Here is a 20,118-nt window from a genome sequence, read left to right as displayed (position 1 = left end):
CCGATCATGGCCACCGCCAGCAGCAGGTTCAGGAAATGCTGGCCGGCGAAGTTGACCGGCGCACCCTGGAACAGGCGGAACTTGTACTTGCCCGAGAGCTTGCCGAAGGCGATCACCGAACCCGAGAAGGTGATGGCCCCCACGAAGGTACCGATGAACAGTTCCACCCGGTTGCCCACCGGAATCAGTTGCCCGTGCGCCGAAATGCCCAGCGCCCACGGCTCGGCCACCGCCGCCACCGCGATACAGACCGCCGCCAGACCAATGAGCGAGTGCATCGCCGCCACCAGTTCGGGCATCTTGGTCATCTCGACGCTGCGCGCCAGATAAGCGCCGATGCCGCCACCGACGATCACGCCGCCAGCCACCAGCAGGTAGCCGATGTCACCGGAAGGATTGGTACCCTCCCCCTTGATCTTGACGATCAGCGCCAGCGTGGTCAGCACGGCGATGACCATGCCGGCGATGCCGAAGCTGTTGCCGCGACGCGCCGTGGCCGGGTGCGAGAGACCCTTCAGGGCCTGGATGAAACAGATCGATGCGATCAGGTACAGCAGGGTCACCAGGTTCATGCTCATGCTCGTTCTCCCGACTTGGCCTTGGGCTCTTTCTTCTTGAACATTTCCAGCATGCGCTGGGTCACCATGAAGCCGCCGAACACGTTCACCGCCGCCAGCGCCACGGCCAGCGTGCCGGCAATGCGGCCGACCGTGCCTTCGGTGAGGCCCGCGGCCAGCATGGCACCGATGATGATGATGGCCGAGATGGCATTGGTCACCGCCATCAGGGGCGTATGCAAGGCCGGGGTCACCGTCCAGACCACGTGGTAGCCAACGTAGATGGCCAGCACGAAGATGATCAGGTTGATGATGGTGTGGCTGACTTCCATGGTGTTCCTCCTTGTGAGGCAGCCCGCTGGTGAAACGGGCCGCATGGTTCTTGTCGAGGGTCAGATCGCCTTGAGGCTGGTGATGCGGTTCTTGTCGTCCACGAAGACCACCTTGGGCTTGTAGCTGGCGACTTCTTCATCGCTCATCGGGGCATAGGTACAGATGATGAGCAGGTCGCCCAGGTGCGCCAGGCGGGCCGCCGCGCCGTTCAACGAGATCTCGCCGCTGCCACGCTTGCCGCGAATGGCATAGGTGGAGAAACGTTCACCGTTGTTGACGTTGTAGAGTTCGATCTTCTCGAACTCGCGGATGTCGGCGGCTTCCAGCAGGTCTTCGTCGATCCCGCAGGAACCTTCATAGTTCAGGTCGCACTGGGTGACCGAGGCGCGATGGATCTTCGCGCGCAGCATGATGCGTTGCATGTACTTCTTCCTTCTTGTTTCAAAAGTGATGGGCGTGAGGGGGACTGAAAACGCCCGGGTTTTCTGCCGACCAGGGCCGGCAGATTCATTTGCGCAGGATCTCGCCACCTTGGCAGAGCAGCGTGGCCGCGACGATATCGTCTTCCTTGTTGATGACCAGCTTGCCTTCGGCATCGATGATCAGTTTCAGGAAGTCCAGCACGTTGCGCGCGTACAGGGCCGAGGCATCGGCCGCCACCAAGGCCGCCAGGTTGCCTTCGCCGATGATGTGCACGCCGTGCTTGATGACGGTCTTGCCGGGTTCCGACAAGGGACAGTTGCCGCCCTGGTCGACCGCCATGTCCAGGATCACCGAACCGGGCTTCATGGCCTTGACGGTCTCCTCGCTAATCAGCACCGGGGCCTTGCGGCCGGGGATCAGGGCGGTGGTGATGATGATGTCGGCCTGTTTGGCGCGTTCGTGGACCAGTTCGGCCTGGCGCTTCATCCAGTCCGGCGGCATGGGGCGGGCATAGCCGCCCACGCCCTGGGCGATTTCCTTTTCTTCCTCGGTCAGGAAGGGCACGTCCAGGAATTTGGCCCCCAGCGATTCGATCTGCTCCTTGACCGCCGGACGCACGTCGGAGGCCTCAATCACCGCCCCCAGCCGCTTGGCGGTAGCAATGGCCTGCAGGCCGGCCACGCCGGCCCCCATGATGAGCATGCGCGCGGCCTTGACGGTACCGGCGGCGGTCATCAGCATGGGCATGAAGCGTTGATAGGTATTGGCGGCCATCAGCACGGCCTTGTAACCGGCGATGTTGGCCTGCGAGGACAGCACGTCCAGCGACTGCGCGCGGGTGGTGCGGGGCGCGGCTTCGAGGCCGAAGGCGGTCAGGCCGGCGGCGGCCATGGCGGCGATGTTGTCGGCATCGAAGGGATTCAACATGCCGATGACCACGGTACCCGGTTGCAGGCGAGCGCGTTCGGCCTCATTGGGGGGGCGCACCTTGAGCAGGATCTCGGCGGTATAGACCGCTTCGGCACTGCCGATGCTGGCGCCGACGGCCACATAGGCCTCGTCAGGAATGCTGGATTTGACCCCGGCGCCGGACTCCACCATCACTTCGTGCCGGGCCGCCACCAGTTTCTTGACGGTTTCGGGGGTGGCGGCGACACGGGTTTCTCCGTCCCGGCTTTCGGCGGGGATCGCTATCCTCATTCCTGACTCCTTTTTTTGTGGATTCTTGGCCCAATCTTACACGACTCGCCTTGTCCGGCGAGAAATTGGCGGACAGGCAAGAAAGCCCGGCGATCCCTCGCCGTGGCGGCTCGCGCGCTGAAGAGTCGGCCCTGACAGGGTAAAATGGCGGATTCACGAGGTCATCTATGTCTGAAGTCTGGAAACCCTCTGTCACCGTAGCCGCCATCATCGAGCGCGACGGCCGCTTCCTGATGGTGGAAGAGCACAGCGCCGGCGGACTGCGCATCAACCAGCCGGCCGGCCACCTGGAACCGGGCGAGTCCCTGATCGAGGCCGCCGTACGCGAGGCGCTGGAAGAATCGGCGCATGTCTTCACACCGACGGCGCTGGTGGGGACTTATCTTTCACGCAACGTGTCGTCCTCGCGCGGCGGCCTGTCGGTCACCTACCTGCGCTTTGCCTTTGCGGGGACGGTTGGAGAGGCCCTGGACCGGCCGCTGGACGAGGGCATCGTGCGGGCCGTCTGGATGACACGCGACGAACTGGCCGTCTGCGCCGAACGGCATCGCAGCCCGTTGGTGTTGCGTTGCGTGGACGATTACCTGGCCGGCCAGCGCGCACCGCTGGAACTGGTGCATACGGATCCCAGCGCCATCGGCGCCCTGCCCGGCTGAGGCGGGCGCATCACTTGGCGGCCCCCTTTACGAGGGCCGCATTGAACGGAAACAACATGAGCAAGAAAAGAGTAGTCATCGGCATGTCGGGCGGCGTGGATTCGTCGGTTTCGGCATGGCTGCTGAAGGAGCAAGGCTATGAGGTCATCGGCCTGTTCATGAAGAATTGGGAAGACGACGACGATTCGGAATATTGCTCCACCCGCGAAGACTGGATCGACGCGGTCAGCGTGGCCGATGTGGTCGGGGTGGATATCGAGGCAGTGAATTTTGCTTCCGAGTACAAGGATCGCGTCTTTGCCGAATTCCTGCGCGAATACCAGGCCGGGCGCACGCCCAATCCTGACGTGCTGTGCAATGCCGAGATCAAGTTCAAGGCCTTCCTCGACCACGCCATGAAGCTGGGTGCCGATCTGATCGCGACCGGTCACTACGCGCGCGTGCGCCAGGGGCCGCAGGGCGACTTCCAGTTGCTCAAGGCGCTCGACGCCAGCAAGGACCAGAGCTATTTCCTGCATCGCCTCAACCAGGAGCAGCTCTCGCGCACGGTGTTCCCCCTGGGCGAGATCCACAAGACCGAAGTGCGCAAGATCGCCGAGCAGCTGCAACTGCCAAACGCGAAGAAGAAGGACTCGACCGGCATCTGCTTCATCGGCGAGCGTCCTTTCCGTGAATTCCTGAACCGCTACCTTTCCTACAAGCCCGGCCCCATCAAGACCGCCGACGGCCAGACCGTGGGCGAGCACGTGGGCCTGTCCTTCTATACGCTGGGCCAGCGCAAGGGAATTGGCATCGGTGGCCTGAAGGCGCACCAGAATGCCGATGGCCATGGCGATGCCTGGTACGTGGCCCGCAAGGACGTGGAAAACAACACCCTCTACATCGTTCAGGGGCATGACCACCCCTGGCTGCTCTCGCCGACCCTCTCGGCCGGCCAGATCAGTTGGGTGGCAGGCCATGCGCCGCAACTGCCGGCCTTGTCGGCCAAGACGCGCTATCGCCAGGCGGATGTTCCCTGTGGTTTTGCCGATGCCGGCAGCAGCTTCTCGCTGGCCTTCGACACCCCGCAATGGGCGGTCACGCCGGGCCAGTCGGCAGTGCTCTATGACGGCGACGTCTGCCTGGGGGGCGGCATCATCGAAAGCGGAGCCCTGCCGGATTAAGCTTTCATAGAGGCAACTATCGGATGCCCCGCGCGCGATCTTCGCGCCGGGGCATTTTCTTTTGGGCAAGCTTGACAGCCTTGATAGGCTGGAAGTGTTTCCTGCACGACCCTAAATGATAAAAATTATCAATCACACCGATAAAAGGGCTTGCAATCCCGCCGCAAATCGCAAATAATCTAAATAAGAATTGTTCGCATTTAATAGGAGGTGATTGTAATGAGCCAACTGAACGACAACAGCATGGACCGTCGCAACAAGCCGGGCACGACCGCCAACGGAACGCCGATCACCCGCATCAAGAGTACGGACCTGTTCCGTCAGATGCGCGAGCTTGAGATTGATCACGGCGGTCGCATCTACAAATTGCGTCTGACCCAGCTGAACAAGCTGATCCTGACGGCGTAAGCCGGCAGTATCAAGACAAGGTGGATCCATAAACAGGCCAGCCAGCGTCGTTCGTCATGACGCACCGCCAGCCAAGCTAGCCCAGCGAGGAGAGTTTGATGGTCAACGAGAACATGACGTCCACGTTCGTGGAACCGAGCAACGCACCGGCCCAGCCTGAACTTCTGGTGTCCGCCGTGCTGCATCTGATGTCGCACTACACCGCCAACAACAGCCAGGAAACGCAGAGCTGCGTGAAGCTGGCCTCGGTGATCGAAAGACACCTCAAGGCCCTGGCGGACCTGCCCAACCTGGCACCGGTGCTGCGGGCCACCTGCCAGCAGCTGTCGGAACAATGGGCGCATGTAGTGGAACGCACGATGCCGCCGCAGGAAAAATTCAACTTCTTCTCGCGCATGGTTGCAGGAGCGAGAACTTAGCCATCGTCAAGTCAAGAGCCTGATGAAGCAGGCAGCAAGGCGTAAAATGATCGTATGTGTTTGTAACAACATCTCTGAAGGCAAGATCCATCAGGCGGTCGATGCAGGCGTGTCGTCCATGGCCGAGCTGCGCAAGCAGCTTGGCGTGGGCACCTGCTGCGGCAAGTGCCATTCCTGCGCCAAGAACGTCCTGCGCGAATGCCTCAGCAGTTCCCGTCAAACACAGCAAGGTGTGCGTCCGGTAGTATTCCATCCGTCACTGGCCGCTGCCTGAACCAGATCAATGAACGCCATTTCACCGTCTCTCATGAGTGTCAGCCCACCCAGCGCCCTGATGCGCCAGGCACGCAAGATCGGCCCGCTGGGCCTGATCATCCTGTTGCACATTGCCTTCTTCTGGGCGCTGCAAAGCGGCCTGGTCCACCAGGTCGCCAGCGCCGTTCCCAAGGAAGTCATCGCCACCTTCATCGTCCCCGAGAAGGCCCCTGAGCCCGCGCCGCCCAAGGCCGAGCCGGCCCCGCCCAAGCAGGTGAAGATCGTCAAGAAGGTGGTGGCACCGCCCAAGCCGGTTCCCGTCACCGAAACGCCGGCACCAACTGCCATCACTGCGCCGCCCCAGCCGCCGCAACCGGCCGCACCGGCTCCGCAGGTGGCTGCCGAACCGACGCCGGCCCCGGCCGCACCGCCTGGCCCGGTCCTGCCCAAGCAGATCACTTCCGGCATCGAATATATCGAGAAGCCGAACCCGACGTATCCCAGCGTCTCGCGCCGCATGGGTGAAGAAGGCGTGGTGGAATTCCGCGTGACCGTCAACACCAGCGGCCGTGCCGAAAAGGTCGAGATCACCAAGTCTTCCGGCTATTCGCGCCTGGACGATGCCGCCCGCAGCGCCGTGATGCGCGCCGTCTTCAAGCCTTACATCGAGAACGGCAAGGCCATCACCGTCAGCACGGTCGGCAGCCTGGCCTTCCGCCTGAACTGAGCAAAGCATCTCGCCTGGCCGGGGCTTGCCCGGCCAGGCAGTCATTTCGTTTCATCATTCCCCTCATCTGATAGCCAAAAATAGAAGGAAACATCATGGAAGTTAGTCCGTACGGATTGGAAAGCCTCTGGGCCCAAGGCGATTTCGTTACCAAGGGCGTCGCCGTCCTGTTGCTGGCCATGTCGATCGCGTCCTGGTATGTGATCTTCACCAAGGCCTTCCAGCTGCTGCGTTTCCGCAAGGCCTCGGCCGCCGCCGGTCACCAGTTCTGGGATACCACCAGCCTGCCCGAAGGCGTGGCCACCCTGGGCCATGACAATCCCTTCGCCGAAGTCGCCAAGGCCGGTGTCACTGCCATGAGCCACCACACCGCCCACAAGGGCCACCTGCACGATCAACTGTCGGTGAGCGACTGGGTCACCCTGTCGCTGCGCCAAGCCATCGATGAAGCCTCCGGCAAGCTGCAGACCGGCATGGCCGTGCTGGCCTCGGTCGGCTCGACCGCACCGTTCGTGGGCCTGTTCGGCACCGTCTGGGGCATCTACCACGCGCTGGTCTCCATCGGCACCACCGGCCAGGCCAGCATCGACAAGGTCGCCGGCCCGGTCGGCGAAGCCCTGATCATGACCGCACTGGGCCTGGCCGTGGCCATTCCCGCCACCTTCGGCTACAACGCCCTGGTGCGCGGCAACAAGACCACCATCGCCAAGCTCAACAAGTTCGGCTTCGACCTGCACGCCCTGTTCGTCACCGGTGCCCGCGCCGCCGGTGAAGACGGCCAGCCCAATGGCGGCAAGGCCAAGCTGACCGCAGTCGGGAGGGCATGATGGGTATGGGTTCCCTGTCCGATTCGGACGACGATTTCAATCCCGAGATCAACACCACGCCGCTGGTGGACGTGATGCTGGTCTTGCTGATCATCTTCATCATCACCATCCCGGTGATGAACCATGCGGTCAAGATCGACCTGCCCAAGGCCAGCAGCCAGCCGGACCAGGTCAAGCCGGAAAGCATCAACCTGTCCATCGATGCGGCTGGCAACGTGTTCTGGAATGAAGAAAAGATCGACAGCAGCGAACTGAGCGCCCGCATCGCCGTGGCCGCCCAGAAGCAGCCGCAACCGGAAATGCACCTGCGCGCCGAGCGCACCACCCAGTATGAAAAGGTGGCGCAGGTGATGTCGGCGGCGCAGTCTGGTGGGCTGACCAAGATCGGTTTCGTGACGGATCCTGACAAGAAATAAACTTCAGCAGTCGCTAAACCCAAGGGAGGTGCCACCCCGGCACTTCCCGGCAAGCCCTGCCCCACGGGCCTGCAACCGAAAACCTCCCTCGCCTGGCGACGGAGGTTTTTTGCTTTTTCCTTCATACGCCAACCAAAGTAAGAATGATTACCGATAATTCTTGCTGAACAATGCAGGCATCTGGACTATGATCCGTCGGTCCGCGGTCAGGCAGCTATACAGTCACCCATAATTAACGCGGTTTTCCTCTTACATCAATTTTTAAAGGTAATCCCCATGAAAGGCGATCCCGCAGTCATCAAGTTGCTCAATGCTCAACTGACCAATGAGCTCACGGCCATCAACCAGTACTTCCTGCATGCCCGCATGTACAAGCACTGGGGCCTGGACAAGATCGGTGCCAAGGAATACGCCGAATCCATCGGCGAAATGAAGCACGCTGACAAGCTGATCGACCGCATCCTGATGCTGGACGGCTTGCCCAACCTGCAGGCGCTGCACAAGCTGATGATCGGCGAGAACACCCAGGAAATGCTGCAGTGTGACCTGAAGCTGGAGCAGGCGGCCCACAAGACCGTCAAGGAAGGCATCGCCACCTGCGAACAGCATGGCGATTACGTCTCGCGCGAACTGTTCCAGATGATCCTGGACGACACCGAAGAACACATCGACTGGCTGGAAACCCAACTGGACCTGATCGACAAGGTCGGTATCCAGAATTACCTGCAAAGCCAGATGTCCCCGGCCAGCGAGTAATCGCAAGCAGTCCAAGGCAAACAAAAAGCGCGCTCCTCGGAGCGCGCTTTTTACGTCATCACCAAACTTGGTGAAAGACCGATGGCGAAGGGCCCATGGCCCTGCACCTCACAGATGCGGTACGGTTTCCTTGAAGCTGGCCCGTTCCGACACCTTGTCGAACAGCCGTGCCAGTTGCGGATAATCCTCGCGCCAGGCCAGGTCCGGGAAGCGGAACGCCAGCCACCCCAGCGCACAGCCCACGGCCACGTCTGCCAGGGTGTAATGGTTGCCCACGCAGAAGGGCTTTTCTCCCAGGCCATCGGCCATCGCCTTCAACGAAGCTTCCACCTTGCTCCACTGGCGCTTGATCCATTCCGGGCTCTGCTGCTTGGTCGGACGCAGGGTCTTTTCCAGGCGCACCAGCACGGCCGCATCCAGGGCGCCATCGGCCAGCGCTTCCCAGCACTTGATCTCGGCGCGCTCGCGGCCATTGGGCGGCAGCAGCTTGCCGACCGGCGTCAGGGTGTCGAGATATTCGACGATCACCCGCGAATCGAACATGGCACCGCCATCATCCATCAGCAGGCAGGGCACCTTGCCCAGCGGATTGCTTTCCTGGATGGTGGTCGATGCACTCCAGACATCTTCCAGGATGAATTCGTAATCGATCTTTTTTTCGGCCATCACGACGCGCACCTTGCGCACGAACGGACTGGCATTGGAGCCGATGAGTTTTAGCATAGCGTGTGGAGTAATAATCTCATTCGATTATAACATTCGCATTTCCTGACAAATTTATGAAGAATCGCGCCAGGAACGGAATGCAACGGTCCATCAGGACTGGGCCGGACGGGAAAATTGGGCCGGCCGGCGTGCCGATGGTAAAATGCCGGGCTCAGGCGATTCGGGTTTTGGCATAAAAGCCTGCCAAAACTCGCCAATCTTCAGTCAACGCATCTCTTCCGTTTCCATCGTTTCCATCATGTCCCTCTCTGCTCTCTCGGCCCTGTCCCCGCTGGACGGCCGCTACGCCTCCAAGACCGATCAACTGCGTCCGCTGCTGTCTGAAGCGGGCTTCATGCACCATCGCGTGAAGGTCGAGATTGCCTGGCTGCAAGCGCTGTCCGAAGCTGGTTTCGCCGAGATCAAGCCGTTCTCGCCTGAGGCCCGCGCGCTGCTGGAGAAGTTGGCTGCCGACTTCACCGAAGCCGACGCCGCCCGCATCAAGGAAATCGAAGCCGTCACCAACCACGACGTCAAGGCCGTGGAATACTGGCTCAAGGAACAAGTGAAGGATGTGCCCGAGCTGGTGGCCGCCTCCGAATTCATTCACTTCGCCTGCACCTCCGAAGACATCAACAACACCTCGCACGGCATGATGTTGAAGGCCGCGCGCGACACCGTGCTGCTGCCCTCGCTGCAAGCCGTGATCACCAAGCTGACCGCGCTGGCCCACGAACACGCGGCAGTGCCGATGCTCTCGCGCACCCACGGCCAGCCGGCCAGCCCCACCACCCTGGGCAAGGAAGTGGCCAACGTCGTGGCGCGCCTGCAACGTGCCGCCAAGCGCATCGCCAGCGTCGAGATCCTGGGCAAGATGAACGGTGCCGTCGGCAACTACAACGCCCACCTGTCGGCCTACCCGCAGACCGACTGGGCCGCTTTCTCCAAGGAAGTCGTGGAAAAGCGCCTGGGCCTGACCTTCAACCCCTACACCATCCAGATCGAGCCGCACGACTACATGGCCGAACTGTTCGATGCCGTGGCCCGCACCAACACCATCCTGCTGGACCTGAACCGCGACATCTGGGGCTACATCTCCCTGGGCTACTTCAAGCAGCGCACCAAGGCCGGCGAAATCGGTTCCTCGACCATGCCGCACAAGGTCAACCCGATCGATTTTGAAAACTCCGAAGGCAACCTGGGCATGGCCAACGCCGTGCTCAAGCACCTGGCCGAGAAGCTGCCGGTCTCGCGCTGGCAGCGTGACCTGACCGACTCCACCGTGCTGCGCAACATCGGCGTGGGCTTCGGCTACACCCTGCTGGCCTACGACAGCTGCCTGCGCGGCCTGAACAAGCTGGAAGTGAATCCGCAACGCCTGGCCGACGACCTCGACGCCACCTGGGAAGTGCTGGCCGAGCCGGTGCAGACCGTCATGCGCCGCTATGGCATCGAAAATCCGTATGAGCAGCTGAAGGAACTGACCCGCGGCAAGGGCATTTCCAAAGACGCGCTGCGCGACTTCATCAATGGCCTGGCCATCCCGCAAGAAGCCAAGGACCACCTCCTGGCCATGACCCCGGCCAACTACATCGGTACCGCCGTGGAACTGGCCAAGCAGATCTGATAGTTCATATCAACGATCAGCAAAATGCACGAATGGCGCACAGCAATGTGCGCCATTTTTCATTTGTGCGGCCACAATCCTGAATCATTGTTAGGATTACTCGCAAAAACGGATGGCTGAAGTGCCATTTCGGCGAGTAATGCGAGCAGCGAAAGCTCTTTATACTCAGCAGGGTCAAAAACAGTGGCATGATCGCTTGCCGCCCGGAATCTTCGCGGATTTCGCGACGCCAGCCCGGCCTGCCCGCCCTGCAGAACCATTGCAGAGCCAGCCGCTCCAAACGCCACCCACGCTCGCCACATCCTATGGAACGCTACACCAAACCCGCCGTGCTGCTGCACTGGCTGATTGCCCTGTTGATCATCTCCGCCTTCGGCCTGGGGCTGACCATGGTCGACATTCCCGGCCTGACCCCAACCAAGCTGAAGTATTTTTCCTGGCACAAGTGGCTGGGGGTGACCGTACTGGCGCTGGTCTGCGTTCGCCTGCTGTGGCGCCTCACGCACAAGGCCCCGGCCTATCCGGCCAACATGCCGGGCTGGCAACAGTCGGCGGCACACGGGCTGCACCTGGGCCTGTACGTGCTGATGTTCGCCATTCCCGTCTCCGGCTATTTCTACAGCCTGGCCGCCGGCGTACCGGTGGTCTACCTGGGCGTAGTGCCGCTGCCGGTGCTGATTGCCCCGAATCCGGAGTGGAAGCCGCTGCTCAAGGCCACCCACTACTGGCTCAACATGACCCTGCTGGCCGCCTTTGCCCTGCACGTGCTGGCCGCGCTCAAGCATCAGTTCATCGATCGTGACAATATCTTCAAACGCATGCTGCCCTGATCCCCTGCACGCCGCACGCTACGCAAGATCATTCATATTGCTCGTTTTTTTTACGGAACCCGACATGACCTCCACTCGCTCCACCCGCTTCCTCAAACCCACTCTGCTGGCCTTGGCCGCTGCTGCCTTCACCCTCTCCGCCCAAGCAGCCCCGCTGAAGGTGGATGCCGCCAAGAGCAGCGTCACTGCCACCTTCAAGCAGCTGAACGTCCCGGTCGATGCCAAGTTCAAGAAATTCAACGCCGCCATCGACTTCGACGCGGCCAAGCCGGAACAAGGCAAGGCGTCGGTGGAGATCGACGTCGCCAGCTTCGACCTGGGTGAAGCCGAGTACAACAAGGAAGTGCAAAAGAAGGAATGGTTCAACGCCGCCCAATACCCCAAGGCCAGCTTCGTGGCCAGCAGCATCAAGGCCGCTGGCGCCGGCAAATATGACGTGGCCGGCAAGCTGACCATCAAGGGCAAGAGCACCGATGTCAGCTTCCCGCTGACCGTCAAGAAGGACGGAGCCACCCAGGTCTTCGACGGTGCCCTGCCCATCAAGCGCCTGACCTACAACGTCGGTGAAGGCGAGTGGAAGGATACCGGCATGGTGGCCGATGAAGTGACGATCAAGTTCCACATCGTGGCCCAGTAATTCGTAGCAACAGCATCAGCAGCCTCAACAACATCAATAAAAGTCGTTCCGCGCCATGACGCACCGCCCTGCAAGGGGCGGGCTCCCCTGCGGTTTTTTTCACTCAAGGAATCCAAACAAATGAAACTGAATCACCTCCTGCTCGCCCTGGTCGCCGCCGGTGCCGCCGTCTCCGCCAACGCTGCCGACACCTACAGCATCGACCCCAGCCACACCTACCCCAGCTTCGAAGCGGACCACATGGGCGTGTCCATCTGGCGCGGCAAGTTCGACAAGACCAGCGGCACCGTGACCCTGGATCGCGCTGCCAAGACCGGCACCGTCGACATCACCATCGATACCGCCTCCATCGACTTCGGCATGGCCAAGATGAACGATCACGCCAAGAGCGCCGACATGTTCGACGTCGCCAAGTACCCGACCGCCCAATACAAGGGCAACATCAAGTTCAACGGCGACAAGCCGGCCACCGTCGAAGGCGAACTGACCCTGCACGGCGTGACCAAGCCGGTCACCCTGACCCTGAACAAGTTCACCTGCATCCAGCACCCGATGCTCAAGCGTGAAGTGTGCGGTGGCGATGCGTCGGCCTCCTTCAACCGCGCCGACTTCGGTATCGACTACGGTGCCAAGTATGGTTTCTCGATGGAGACCAAGCTGGCCATCCAGGTCGAAGCCGTCAAGACCAACTGATCCTGCCCGCGCTTGCCTGAAGCGGCCGGACCTGGTCCGGCCGCGGCAAACCACGAAAGCCGATGCGATAATGCATCGGCTTTTTTATTGGCGCGCCTTGCTTGCGATCATGGAGCAAGCGGCCGCCAGGCCGCACAATGGCTCGCATTCGCCGTTTTGCTGCTCTGCAAAACATTTTGAAACGCGCTAATCTAGCGCCACTCCCCAAGGAGCAAGAAGCATGTCGTTAGCTGACCTACGTAAAGATTACAGCCGCGCCAGTTTGTCCGAACTCGACACTGCCGCCGATCCCGTTGACCAGTTTGCAGTCTGGTTCGACGAAGCGACCAAGGCGCAGATCCCCGAGCCCAACGCCATGAGCGTGGCCACCGTGGGGGCTGATGGACGGCCGTCGTCGCGCATCGTGCTGATCAAGCAGTTCGATCAGCTGGGCTTTACCTGGTTTACCAATTACGACAGCCGCAAGGGCGTCGATGTGGCGGAGAATCCGTACGTGGCGCTGCTGTTCCATTGGGTCGAACTTGAACGCCAGGTCCGCATCGAAGGAAAGATCGAGCGCGTGACCAAGGAAGAGAGCGACGCGTACTTCTACAGTCGCCCCCTGGCCAGCCAGCTCGGCGCGATCGCCTCGCAGCAGAGCCGGACCGTGGCCAGCCGCGAGACGCTGGAACAGCAATATGAAGCAACCAAGCAGCAATTCGGGGACCACCCGACCCGCCCGGAACATTGGGGCGGCTACCGGGTGATTCCCGATCGCATCGAATTTTGGCAAGGCCGCCCCTCCCGCATGCACGACCGCGTGCTCTACACGCGCTCCGATGATGGCCAGTGGCAACGGCAGCGCCTGCAGCCCTGAGGACATCGCACGATGCCTGGCAGGGCCGATCAGCATTCATCACTGACGCGGAGGACATCGTGTTTTGGGAAAAGAAGCTAGACGCCTGGGTAGAAAACATTCGCAATGTGTCGGCCCTGCCACTGCGGCTGGAGCTGTGGAACGGACAGCATTACGACTTCAGCAGCGGTACGCCTGAAGTCACGCTCAAGGTTCCGCACGCTTCAGCCATCACTTCACTGCTCAAGCCGTCGCTGGCCAACCTGGGCGAGGCCTACGTCGAAGGCAAGATCGAGGTCGAGGGCAAGGTCAAGAGCATCATCCAGGTCGCCAACGGTCTGGCTTCCAACACCCTCAAGGCCGAGGGCCGGCTGGGCCGCATGGTGCGCAGCGTGACGCACACCAAAAAGCGGGACGCCGAAGCCATCCAGTATCACTACGACGTTTCCAACGATTTCTACAAGCTGTTCCTGGACGAGAACATGGTGTATTCCTGCGCCTACTTCGAGAACGGCGACGAGGATCTCGCCACGGCCCAGCTCAAGAAGATCGACCACATCCTGGAGAAGATCCAGCTCAAGCCCGGCCAGACATTGCTCGACATCGGCTGCGGCTGGGGTGCGCTGGTCTTGCGGGCGGCGCAGAAATTCGGTGCGCGCTGCGTGGGCGTGACGCTTTCCAAGAACCAGTACGCCCTGGCACGTGAGCGGGTGGAAGCGGCCGGACTCGGCGACCGCATCGAGATCCGCCTGCAGGACTACCGAGACGTCACCGGCACCTTCGACCGCATCACCTCCGTGGGCATGTTCGAGCATGTGGGCATCAAGAATTTGCCGACGTATTTTGCCCAGATCAGGAAGCTGCTGGCCGATGGCGGCATGGCCATGAACCACGGCATCACCAGCACCGACATCGAGAATGGCGAGTCGCCCTATGGGGCCGGTGAATTCATCGACAAGTACGTGTTCCCCGCCGGCGAACTGCCGCACATCAGCACGGTGCTGCGGACCATGCAGGAAGGCGGCCTGGAAGCGTTCGACGTCGAAAACCTGCGACGCCACTATGCCCGCACCTGCAGCCTGTGGGCCGACAATTTCGAAGCCAACGCCGACGCCATCCACCGCGTGACCGACGAGAAGCGCTACCGTATCTGGCGCGTTTACCTGGCCGGCAGCGCCTACGGTTTCGAACGCGACTGGATCTCGCTGTATCAGGTCATCTGCACCAAGGCCGGCCGCAGCGCACAGCAGCTGCCGTGGTCGCGCAAGTACATCTACGCACAACAATAAGCGTTCGCCAGCCCCATCAAGCAACGGGCCTGCCCTTTCTTGGGCAGGCCCGTTGTACGTTGTACGCCTTGTACGTGGAACCTCGTCACACGCAGCGGGAATTTATTCCGGCTTGCTCTTCTCCGCAAACACCTCACGCAGCTTGGCCACCTTGGGCGCCACCACGAAGGCGCAGTAGCCCTGGAAGGGATGCTGCACGAAGTAGTTCTGGTGATAGTCCTCGGCGCGATAGTAGGCCTGCGGCGACGACAGTTCGGTCACGATGGGCGCATCCCACACCAAGGCCATCTCGGCGATGATGTGCCTGGCCGTCTCGTGCTGGGTCTCGTCCTGATAGTAGATGACTGAACGATACTGCGTACCGACGTCATTGCCCTGGCGGTTCAGCGTGGTCGGGTCATGGATGGTGAAGAAAATTTCCAGAATCTCGCGGAAGCTGATCTGCTGCGGATCGAAGGCCAGCTTGACCACTTCCGCATGCCTGGTCTGGCCGCCGCACACCTGCTCGTAGCTGGGGTTGACCACACTGCCGCCGGTATAGCCGGACTCCACCGACTGCACGCCCTTGACCTGCTGGTACACCGCTTCCAGGCACCAGAAGCAGCCGCCGCCGAGTACTGCAATTTCCGTGGCCATGATGTTCTCCCGTTAAGTTGCTTGTTATAAAACTTTACTCCAATTCAGCACCTCAAGTGAGGCCGATGTGAAGCATTCTCAAGCCATCCAAGCCCAGCCCGCACGGCAAGACTGCGCGCGATCCGTTATCATGTGCATCTCCGCGCATTGACCGGCTGGCCGCAAGGTGCAGGCCGCAGCGCTTCGACCTCCAAGCAGACTCCCGATGCACACACGCTTTCCCCGCGCCGAAGCGCGTCAGTTCGACGCGGCGCATTTCCGCCAGGCCCTGTCGCAGTTCGCCACGGGCGTCACCGTCATCACCACGCGGCTGGCCGATGGCAGCCTCCTGGGACTGACCGCCAGCTCCTTCAATTCGGTTTCGCTGGATCCTCCACTCGTGCTGTGGAGCCTCGGCACACGCGCCAACAGCCTGCCGGTGTTCTCCGGCAATTCGCATTACGTGATCAACATCCTCAGCGCCGAGCAGGCGCATCTGGCGCAGCAATTCGCCAGCAAGATGGAAAACCGCTTCGAAGGCGTGGCCTACACGCTCTCGCGCACCGGCCAGCCGATTCTGGATGGGGCCTCGGCCTGGTTCGAATGCCACAACCGCAGCCAGTATCCGGAAGGCGACCACGTCATCTTCGTGGGCGAGGTGGAACATTGCGAAGTCGACCCGCAAGCCGCGCTGGTCTTCCACAATGGCCGGTTCACGAAGACTGAAGCTTTCTGAACAGCGCGTCTGCTGTGCTTTGAGGCAGCTGCCCAAAAGAAAATGGCACCCGGATTGCTCCGGGTGCCATTTTTTTCAGCAGCGTTCCGGTCTTAGAACTTGTAGCCCACCGACAGGAAGCTGACGATCGGGTTGATCGTCAGGCTGGTGCTCGAGTGCGTCGTGCCACCTGCTGCAGCGGGCAGCTCGGTGGTGATGTCGGCATTGGTCTTGAGTGGGATGTAGGACACGGACAAGCCCACGGACCAGTTCTTGTCGAAGTTGTAGTTGGCACCCACGGTCAGCACCGGGGCCCACGACGAGCTCAGGGCGGCACTGGACTTGGCGCTGGTGACGGCGCCATTGGTGTACTTGCTGGAGATGGTGCGCTGGAAGTTGTTGCTCAGTTCGATGTTGTCATACCAGACATAGGTCACGCCGGCACCAACGAAGGGGCGGAAGGTGCTGTTGGCATCACCGAAGTGATACTTGGCCACGATCGCCGGGCTCCACTGCTTGGCCTGCCCGATCTGACCCACACCGGCCAGCGTGCCGGTACCGTCGAGCTTGAAGGTCGGCGGAATGCCCAGGTCGGCGGTCAGCGAGAAGTTGTCCGTCAGGAAGTGAGTGAAAGCGATGCCCAGGGTATCGGCGCTATTGACGGTTGCGCCGGAACCGGCGATCGGACCAGCGCCCGGACCGTCGTTCTTGCGCAGGGTTTCGCTGGAATCCTGGGGTGCCAGATGGAACCAGCCGAGATTGATGATATTGCTGCCCGCGGTCTGCGCCATGGCCGGTGCAGCGCACGCTGCCATCACGGACAATGCGGCGAGTTTGGGCAGGAAGGAAAATTGTTTTTGCATTGCTGTCTCCAAGAGTTGCGGGCAGTGCCCGGATTTTTTATTCCCTATGTCTGGCGATAGACGGGATTGCTGTCACGGCTGGTTACCGTTTTTCATTATTCAACGTAATCCTGCGTAACTGGTCCGTACGTGGTTTTTACGCTGACGAAACAAAAAGAACGCGCGTGCTATTCGGTGGAGATACTATGCCAGCTTTGTCACATTTTGTATAGAACATGTGAAGAGCACGATAGTGCATGTCTGCTTTTGGCAACCGCGTACTGACTGGCGAGTCAGTACTGGCATAGCAGGATGGGCGATGGCGGGAAGCACAAGTCAGCAACGTCGCACCGACCGATCATTGGCGGAGTGCCAAATGACCGGCGTTGCGGACGATCAGACTTTGGTTGAGCCGCCGTTCAGTCCTGGATCAGGCGCGCCAGCAAACCCTGCGAATCGAAGGCCGCGCGGCGCAGGCGGTCGTTGACGCCTTGCCAGTCTGCACTGAGGGGCAGAGATTCCACCACGATGAGGTCTGCGCCGGCATGGTCCATGTCGCGCAGGGCGGCATAGAGATCGTGGGCATAAGCATCGGCAGTGAGCGGCATGGGCCGGATCACTGTGACGCCGGGCACACCATCACCCCGGAATTCACGCTGGATCAACGCGACCTTCTGACCGATGCCAGCCAACTTGCCCAGGAGCGCTGGCAGCTCGGCCGACGCAACCTGCACCACCGGCGTATGCGGTGCGTAGTGCGCATCGAGCGTACCTGATGCGCGCGGTGCAGTGGCGTCGGGCGTGGCCAGGGGCACACCGAGCACGGCAGCGATACGATCCGCGCTGATCTGGCCGGGGCGCAGCAGCACCGGGCCATGGGTCTCGATGCGGGACAGATCGACGATGGTGGACTCGATGCCCACTTCGCTCTGACCGCCATCAAGCACGTAAGCCACCGGGCTGTCGGCATCGCTGCCGAATTCCTCGCGCACGTGCTCGGCGGTGGTCGGACTGACGTGTCCGAACTTGTTGGCCGAGGGACCGGCGATGCCGCCCTTGCCGCCGCGGAATTCGCGCAGCAGCGCCTGCGCCACCGGATGCGAAGGGCAGCGCACGCCCACTGAATCCTGGCCACCGGCCACGGCATCGGGAATGTGCGCAGCGCGCTTGAGGATCAGCGTGAGCGGACCGGGCCAGAACGAGGCAATCAGGCGCCGCGCTTCCACCGGCACCGACGCGGCCCAATAGCCGATATCGGCTTCCGGTGAAACGTGCACGATCACCGGATGATTGGCAGGACGTCCCTTGGCCGCATAGATGGCAGCAATGGCGGCCGGGTTTTCGGCGTCACCGCCGAGGCCATAGACGGTCTCGGTCGGGAAGGCCACCAGTCCTCCCTGCTCCAGCTTGCGCGCGGCGTGCATGATGGCCGCGACATCGATGGGCACAGTGGAAGAAGCGCGCTTGTCGTTCATCGCCGGCCTCGCTTACAGCGTGATGCCGAGGATGGCGCAGGCGGCTGCCAGCTGGCGCTGTGCATCGGCCAGCGTGGCACCGGTGAAGGTGACATGGCCCATCTTGCGGCCACGGCGTGCTTCCGCCTTGCCGTACAGGTGCAGGTGCGCACCGGGCAGGGCCAGCACCTGATCCCAGGCCGGCTCGCGCTGCGCGTCCGTGTCACCCTCATACCAGACATCGCCGAGGATGTTCAGCATCACCGAGGGCGAATGCTGGCGCGTATCGCCCAGCGGCAGGCGCGCCATGGCGCGGGCTTGCTGTTCGAACTGGCTGGTGACGCAGGCATCGATGGTGTAATGGCCGCTGTTGTGCGGACGCGGGGCCATCTCGTTGACCACCAGCGCGCCATCGTCCAGCACGAAGAATTCGATGCACAGCACACCGACATACTGCATCGCACCGATGATCTGCAAGGCCGCCTGCTGCGCACGCGCAGCAGCATCGGCCTTGATGTTGGGACCGGGCACGGTGGTGGTGAAGAGGATGCCGTCACGATGCACGTTCTCGGCAATCGGATAGACCACAGCCTGGCCATCATGGCCGCGCGCCACCAGCACCGAGACTTCATAGGCCAGCGGCAGCATCTTCTCCAGCACGCAGGTCACGCCCTTCATGGCGGCGAAAGCGGCGCGCACCTCGTCGACAGTGCGCACGCGCACCTGGCCCTTGCCGTCATAACCCATGCGGGCCGTCTTGAGGATGCCCGGCAGCAGCTTGGCATCGAGACCATCGATATCGGCCTCGCTGTTGATCACCAGGTGCGGAGCCGGCAGCACGCCGGACTGCGATCCGCATTCGGTAAAGAAGGCTTTCTCGGCAGTACGGTCCTGCGCAATCGAGACGCCGGAAGCCGCCGGTGCCACGAAGGTCTGTGCTGCCAGCGTGGCCAGGCTCTTGGCCGAGACGTTCTCGAACTCGGTCGTGATGGCCGCGCACAGCGCCCCCAGTTCGGCCAGCGCCGCACCATCGTCGTACGCGGCGTTGATGAGGCGGTCCGCCACCTGCCCGGCCGGGCAGTCGGCATCGGCTTCCAGCACGGCGACCTTGAAGCCCATGCTCTGCGCCGCATGGGCGAACATGCGGCCGAGCTGGCCACCGCCCATCACGCCCAGCCAGGTGGCCGGCGTGGTCGAGGGAACGGCGGGACGAAGGGTGGAGGCGGACTGCTGGGTCATACAGGCAACTTCATGTCGAGGGCGACTTGCGTCTGGGTCTTGCGGAAGGCTTCCAGCTTTTCAGCCAGGGCCGCGTCGGTGGTGGCCAGCATGGCGATGGCCGACAGCGCCGCATTGGCGGCACCGGCTTCGCCGATGGCATAGGTGGCCACCGGAATGCCCTTGGGCATCTGCACGATGGACAACAGCGAATCCTCGCCACGCAGATACTTGGAAGGCACCGGCACACCCAGCACCGGCACGATGGTCTTGGCGGCGATCATGCCCGGCAGGTGCGCGGCACCGCCGGCACCGGCGATGATGGCGCGCAGGCCGCGCGTGCGGGCGCTCTCGGCGTAGGCGAACATCTGGTCCGGCATGCGGTGCGCGGAGATCACCTGGGCTTCGAAGGGCACGCCAAAGTCCTTCAGGATGGCGACCGCATTCTGCATCACCTCCCAGTCGGAGGACGACCCCATGACCACGCCGATCAACGGTTTGACAGTATCGTTCATGTC

26 protein-coding genes are annotated in these 20,118 nt (G+C 61.8%); 16 read left to right on the top strand and 10 right to left on the bottom strand.

Going from position 1 to position 20,118, the window contains the following annotated elements:
• The 4 genes from J2X56_RS21255 to J2X56_RS21240 form a co-directional block, all read right to left on the bottom strand.
• The coding region (locus J2X56_RS21255) for an NAD(P)(+) transhydrogenase (Re/Si-specific) subunit beta (RefSeq protein WP_310162374.1) at positions 1 to 578 on the bottom strand (578 nt) is incomplete at its 3' end.
• Entirely contained in the window at positions 575 to 889 is a 315-nt protein-coding gene (locus tag J2X56_RS21250) for an NAD(P) transhydrogenase subunit alpha (protein ID WP_034335569.1), read from the bottom strand. The genes J2X56_RS21250 and J2X56_RS21255, both read right to left, overlap by 4 nt.
• 60 nt (positions 890 to 949) lie before the next feature.
• The gene (panD, locus tag J2X56_RS21245) at positions 950 to 1,312 is read right to left on the bottom strand and encodes an aspartate 1-decarboxylase (protein ID WP_008325650.1); all 363 of its coding nucleotides are present in this window, start codon (positions 1,310 to 1,312) and stop codon (positions 950 to 952) included.
• Positions 1,313 to 1,397: 85 nt separating this feature from the next.
• The gene (locus J2X56_RS21240; RefSeq protein WP_209568030.1) at positions 1,398 to 2,513 is read right to left on the bottom strand and encodes a Re/Si-specific NAD(P)(+) transhydrogenase subunit alpha; all 1,116 of its coding nucleotides are present in this window, start codon (positions 2,511 to 2,513) and stop codon (positions 1,398 to 1,400) included.
• A gap of 167 nt (positions 2,514 to 2,680) precedes the next feature.
• Between J2X56_RS21240 and J2X56_RS21235 the strand changes: the two genes are divergently transcribed.
• From J2X56_RS21235 to bfr, 9 genes are all read left to right on the top strand, one after another.
• Complete coding sequence (locus J2X56_RS21235) at positions 2,681 to 3,169, top strand: NUDIX hydrolase (protein WP_209579863.1); 489 nt, start codon at positions 2,681 to 2,683, stop codon at positions 3,167 to 3,169.
• A 56-nt stretch (positions 3,170 to 3,225) separates the two neighbouring features.
• Positions 3,226 to 4,332 carry a tRNA 2-thiouridine(34) synthase MnmA gene (mnmA, locus tag J2X56_RS21230; RefSeq protein WP_039785924.1) on the top strand — a complete coding sequence of 369 codons (1,107 nt, stop codon included), beginning with the start codon at positions 3,226 to 3,228 and terminating at the stop codon, positions 4,330 to 4,332.
• 219 nt (positions 4,333 to 4,551) lie between these two features.
• Complete coding sequence (hemP, locus tag J2X56_RS21225) at positions 4,552 to 4,740, top strand: hemin uptake protein HemP (RefSeq protein ID WP_008325641.1); 189 nt, start codon at positions 4,552 to 4,554, stop codon at positions 4,738 to 4,740.
• A gap of 98 nt (positions 4,741 to 4,838) precedes the next feature.
• Positions 4,839 to 5,159: a hypothetical protein gene (locus J2X56_RS21220; protein WP_088754613.1), complete on the top strand. Its 321-nt coding sequence runs from the start codon at positions 4,839 to 4,841 to the stop codon at positions 5,157 to 5,159.
• Positions 5,160 to 5,205: 46 nt separating this feature from the next.
• Positions 5,206 to 5,433, top strand: a complete 228-nt coding sequence (locus tag J2X56_RS21215) for a bacterioferritin-associated ferredoxin (protein ID WP_034332014.1) — start codon at positions 5,206 to 5,208, stop codon at positions 5,431 to 5,433.
• A gap of 9 nt (positions 5,434 to 5,442) precedes the next feature.
• On the top strand, positions 5,443 to 6,141 hold the full coding sequence (locus J2X56_RS21210) for an energy transducer TonB (protein WP_121043053.1): 699 nt from the start codon (positions 5,443 to 5,445) through the stop codon (positions 6,139 to 6,141).
• Positions 6,142 to 6,236: 95 nt separating this feature from the next.
• Positions 6,237 to 6,968, top strand: a complete 732-nt coding sequence (locus J2X56_RS21205) for a MotA/TolQ/ExbB proton channel family protein (RefSeq protein WP_039786252.1) — start codon at positions 6,237 to 6,239, stop codon at positions 6,966 to 6,968.
• Positions 6,968 to 7,384, top strand: coding sequence for a biopolymer transporter ExbD (locus J2X56_RS21200; protein WP_034332017.1), 417 nt, complete (start codon positions 6,968 to 6,970; stop codon positions 7,382 to 7,384). The genes J2X56_RS21205 and J2X56_RS21200 overlap by 1 nt, the downstream gene beginning before the upstream one ends.
• Before the next feature lie 276 nt (positions 7,385 to 7,660).
• Positions 7,661 to 8,140, top strand: coding sequence for a bacterioferritin (gene bfr / locus J2X56_RS21195; protein ID WP_008325625.1), 480 nt, complete (start codon positions 7,661 to 7,663; stop codon positions 8,138 to 8,140).
• 108 nt (positions 8,141 to 8,248) lie between these two features.
• Here bfr and J2X56_RS21190 read toward each other — a convergent pair whose 3' ends face one another.
• On the bottom strand, positions 8,249 to 8,863 hold the full coding sequence (locus tag J2X56_RS21190) for a glutathione S-transferase family protein (protein ID WP_034332019.1): 615 nt from the start codon (positions 8,861 to 8,863) through the stop codon (positions 8,249 to 8,251).
• 241 nt (positions 8,864 to 9,104) lie between these two features.
• Here J2X56_RS21190 and purB point away from each other — a divergent pair, with 241 nt between their 5' ends.
• The 6 genes from purB to J2X56_RS21160 all read left to right on the top strand — a co-directional run bounded on the left by purB (position 9,105) and on the right by J2X56_RS21160 (position 14,756).
• Entirely contained in the window at positions 9,105 to 10,472 is a 1,368-nt protein-coding gene (gene purB, locus J2X56_RS21185; RefSeq protein ID WP_121043051.1) for an adenylosuccinate lyase, read from the top strand.
• Between the two features lie 305 nt (positions 10,473 to 10,777).
• On the top strand, positions 10,778 to 11,302 hold the full coding sequence (locus J2X56_RS21180; RefSeq protein ID WP_039786260.1) for a cytochrome b: 525 nt from the start codon (positions 10,778 to 10,780) through the stop codon (positions 11,300 to 11,302).
• A gap of 64 nt (positions 11,303 to 11,366) precedes the next feature.
• Positions 11,367 to 11,939, top strand: coding sequence for a YceI family protein (locus J2X56_RS21175; protein WP_121043049.1), 573 nt, complete (start codon positions 11,367 to 11,369; stop codon positions 11,937 to 11,939).
• A 120-nt stretch (positions 11,940 to 12,059) separates the two neighbouring features.
• Entirely contained in the window at positions 12,060 to 12,632 is a 573-nt protein-coding gene (locus J2X56_RS21170; protein ID WP_034332026.1) for a YceI family protein, read from the top strand.
• Positions 12,633 to 12,852: 220 nt separating this feature from the next.
• Positions 12,853 to 13,488 carry a pyridoxamine 5'-phosphate oxidase gene (pdxH, locus tag J2X56_RS21165; protein ID WP_034332028.1) on the top strand — a complete coding sequence of 212 codons (636 nt, stop codon included), beginning with the start codon at positions 12,853 to 12,855 and terminating at the stop codon, positions 13,486 to 13,488.
• Positions 13,489 to 13,547: 59 nt separating this feature from the next.
• Complete coding sequence (locus J2X56_RS21160) at positions 13,548 to 14,756, top strand: cyclopropane-fatty-acyl-phospholipid synthase family protein (protein ID WP_209568035.1); 1,209 nt, start codon at positions 13,548 to 13,550, stop codon at positions 14,754 to 14,756.
• Between the two features lie 102 nt (positions 14,757 to 14,858).
• Here the strand turns inward: J2X56_RS21160 and msrA are convergent, their stop codons facing one another.
• Positions 14,859 to 15,392, bottom strand: coding sequence for a peptide-methionine (S)-S-oxide reductase MsrA (gene msrA / locus J2X56_RS21155; RefSeq protein WP_310162349.1), 534 nt, complete (start codon positions 15,390 to 15,392; stop codon positions 14,859 to 14,861).
• A gap of 205 nt (positions 15,393 to 15,597) precedes the next feature.
• Here msrA and J2X56_RS21150 point away from each other — a divergent pair, with 205 nt between their 5' ends.
• The gene (locus J2X56_RS21150) at positions 15,598 to 16,107 is read left to right on the top strand and encodes a flavin reductase family protein (protein ID WP_034339252.1); all 510 of its coding nucleotides are present in this window, start codon (positions 15,598 to 15,600) and stop codon (positions 16,105 to 16,107) included.
• Positions 16,108 to 16,199: 92 nt separating this feature from the next.
• Here J2X56_RS21150 and J2X56_RS21145 read toward each other — a convergent pair whose 3' ends face one another.
• The 4 genes from J2X56_RS21145 to purE form a co-directional block, all read right to left on the bottom strand.
• Positions 16,200 to 16,949 carry an OmpW family protein gene (locus tag J2X56_RS21145; protein ID WP_121043043.1) on the bottom strand — a complete coding sequence of 250 codons (750 nt, stop codon included), beginning with the start codon at positions 16,947 to 16,949 and terminating at the stop codon, positions 16,200 to 16,202.
• Positions 16,950 to 17,347: 398 nt separating this feature from the next.
• A complete protein-coding gene (locus J2X56_RS21140; protein ID WP_209568040.1) occupies positions 17,348 to 18,403 on the bottom strand; it encodes an L-threonylcarbamoyladenylate synthase in 1,056 nt (351 codons plus the stop codon).
• Between the two features lie 12 nt (positions 18,404 to 18,415).
• A complete protein-coding gene (locus tag J2X56_RS21135) occupies positions 18,416 to 19,621 on the bottom strand; it encodes a 5-(carboxyamino)imidazole ribonucleotide synthase (RefSeq protein WP_310162343.1) in 1,206 nt (401 codons plus the stop codon).
• Positions 19,618 to 20,115, bottom strand: a complete 498-nt coding sequence (gene purE, locus J2X56_RS21130) for a 5-(carboxyamino)imidazole ribonucleotide mutase (protein ID WP_034331809.1) — start codon at positions 20,113 to 20,115, stop codon at positions 19,618 to 19,620. The genes J2X56_RS21135 and purE overlap by 4 nt, the downstream gene beginning before the upstream one ends.
• Between the last annotated feature and the right edge of the window lie 3 nt (positions 20,116 to 20,118).

The organism is Herbaspirillum sp. 1173 (assembly GCF_031455335.1).
Classification (GTDB): Bacteria; Pseudomonadota; Gammaproteobacteria; order Burkholderiales; family Burkholderiaceae_D; genus Herbaspirillum; species Herbaspirillum huttiense.
Note: the sequence above shows the minus strand (reverse complement) of the source record. Positions and strands in the feature narration are given on the sequence as shown.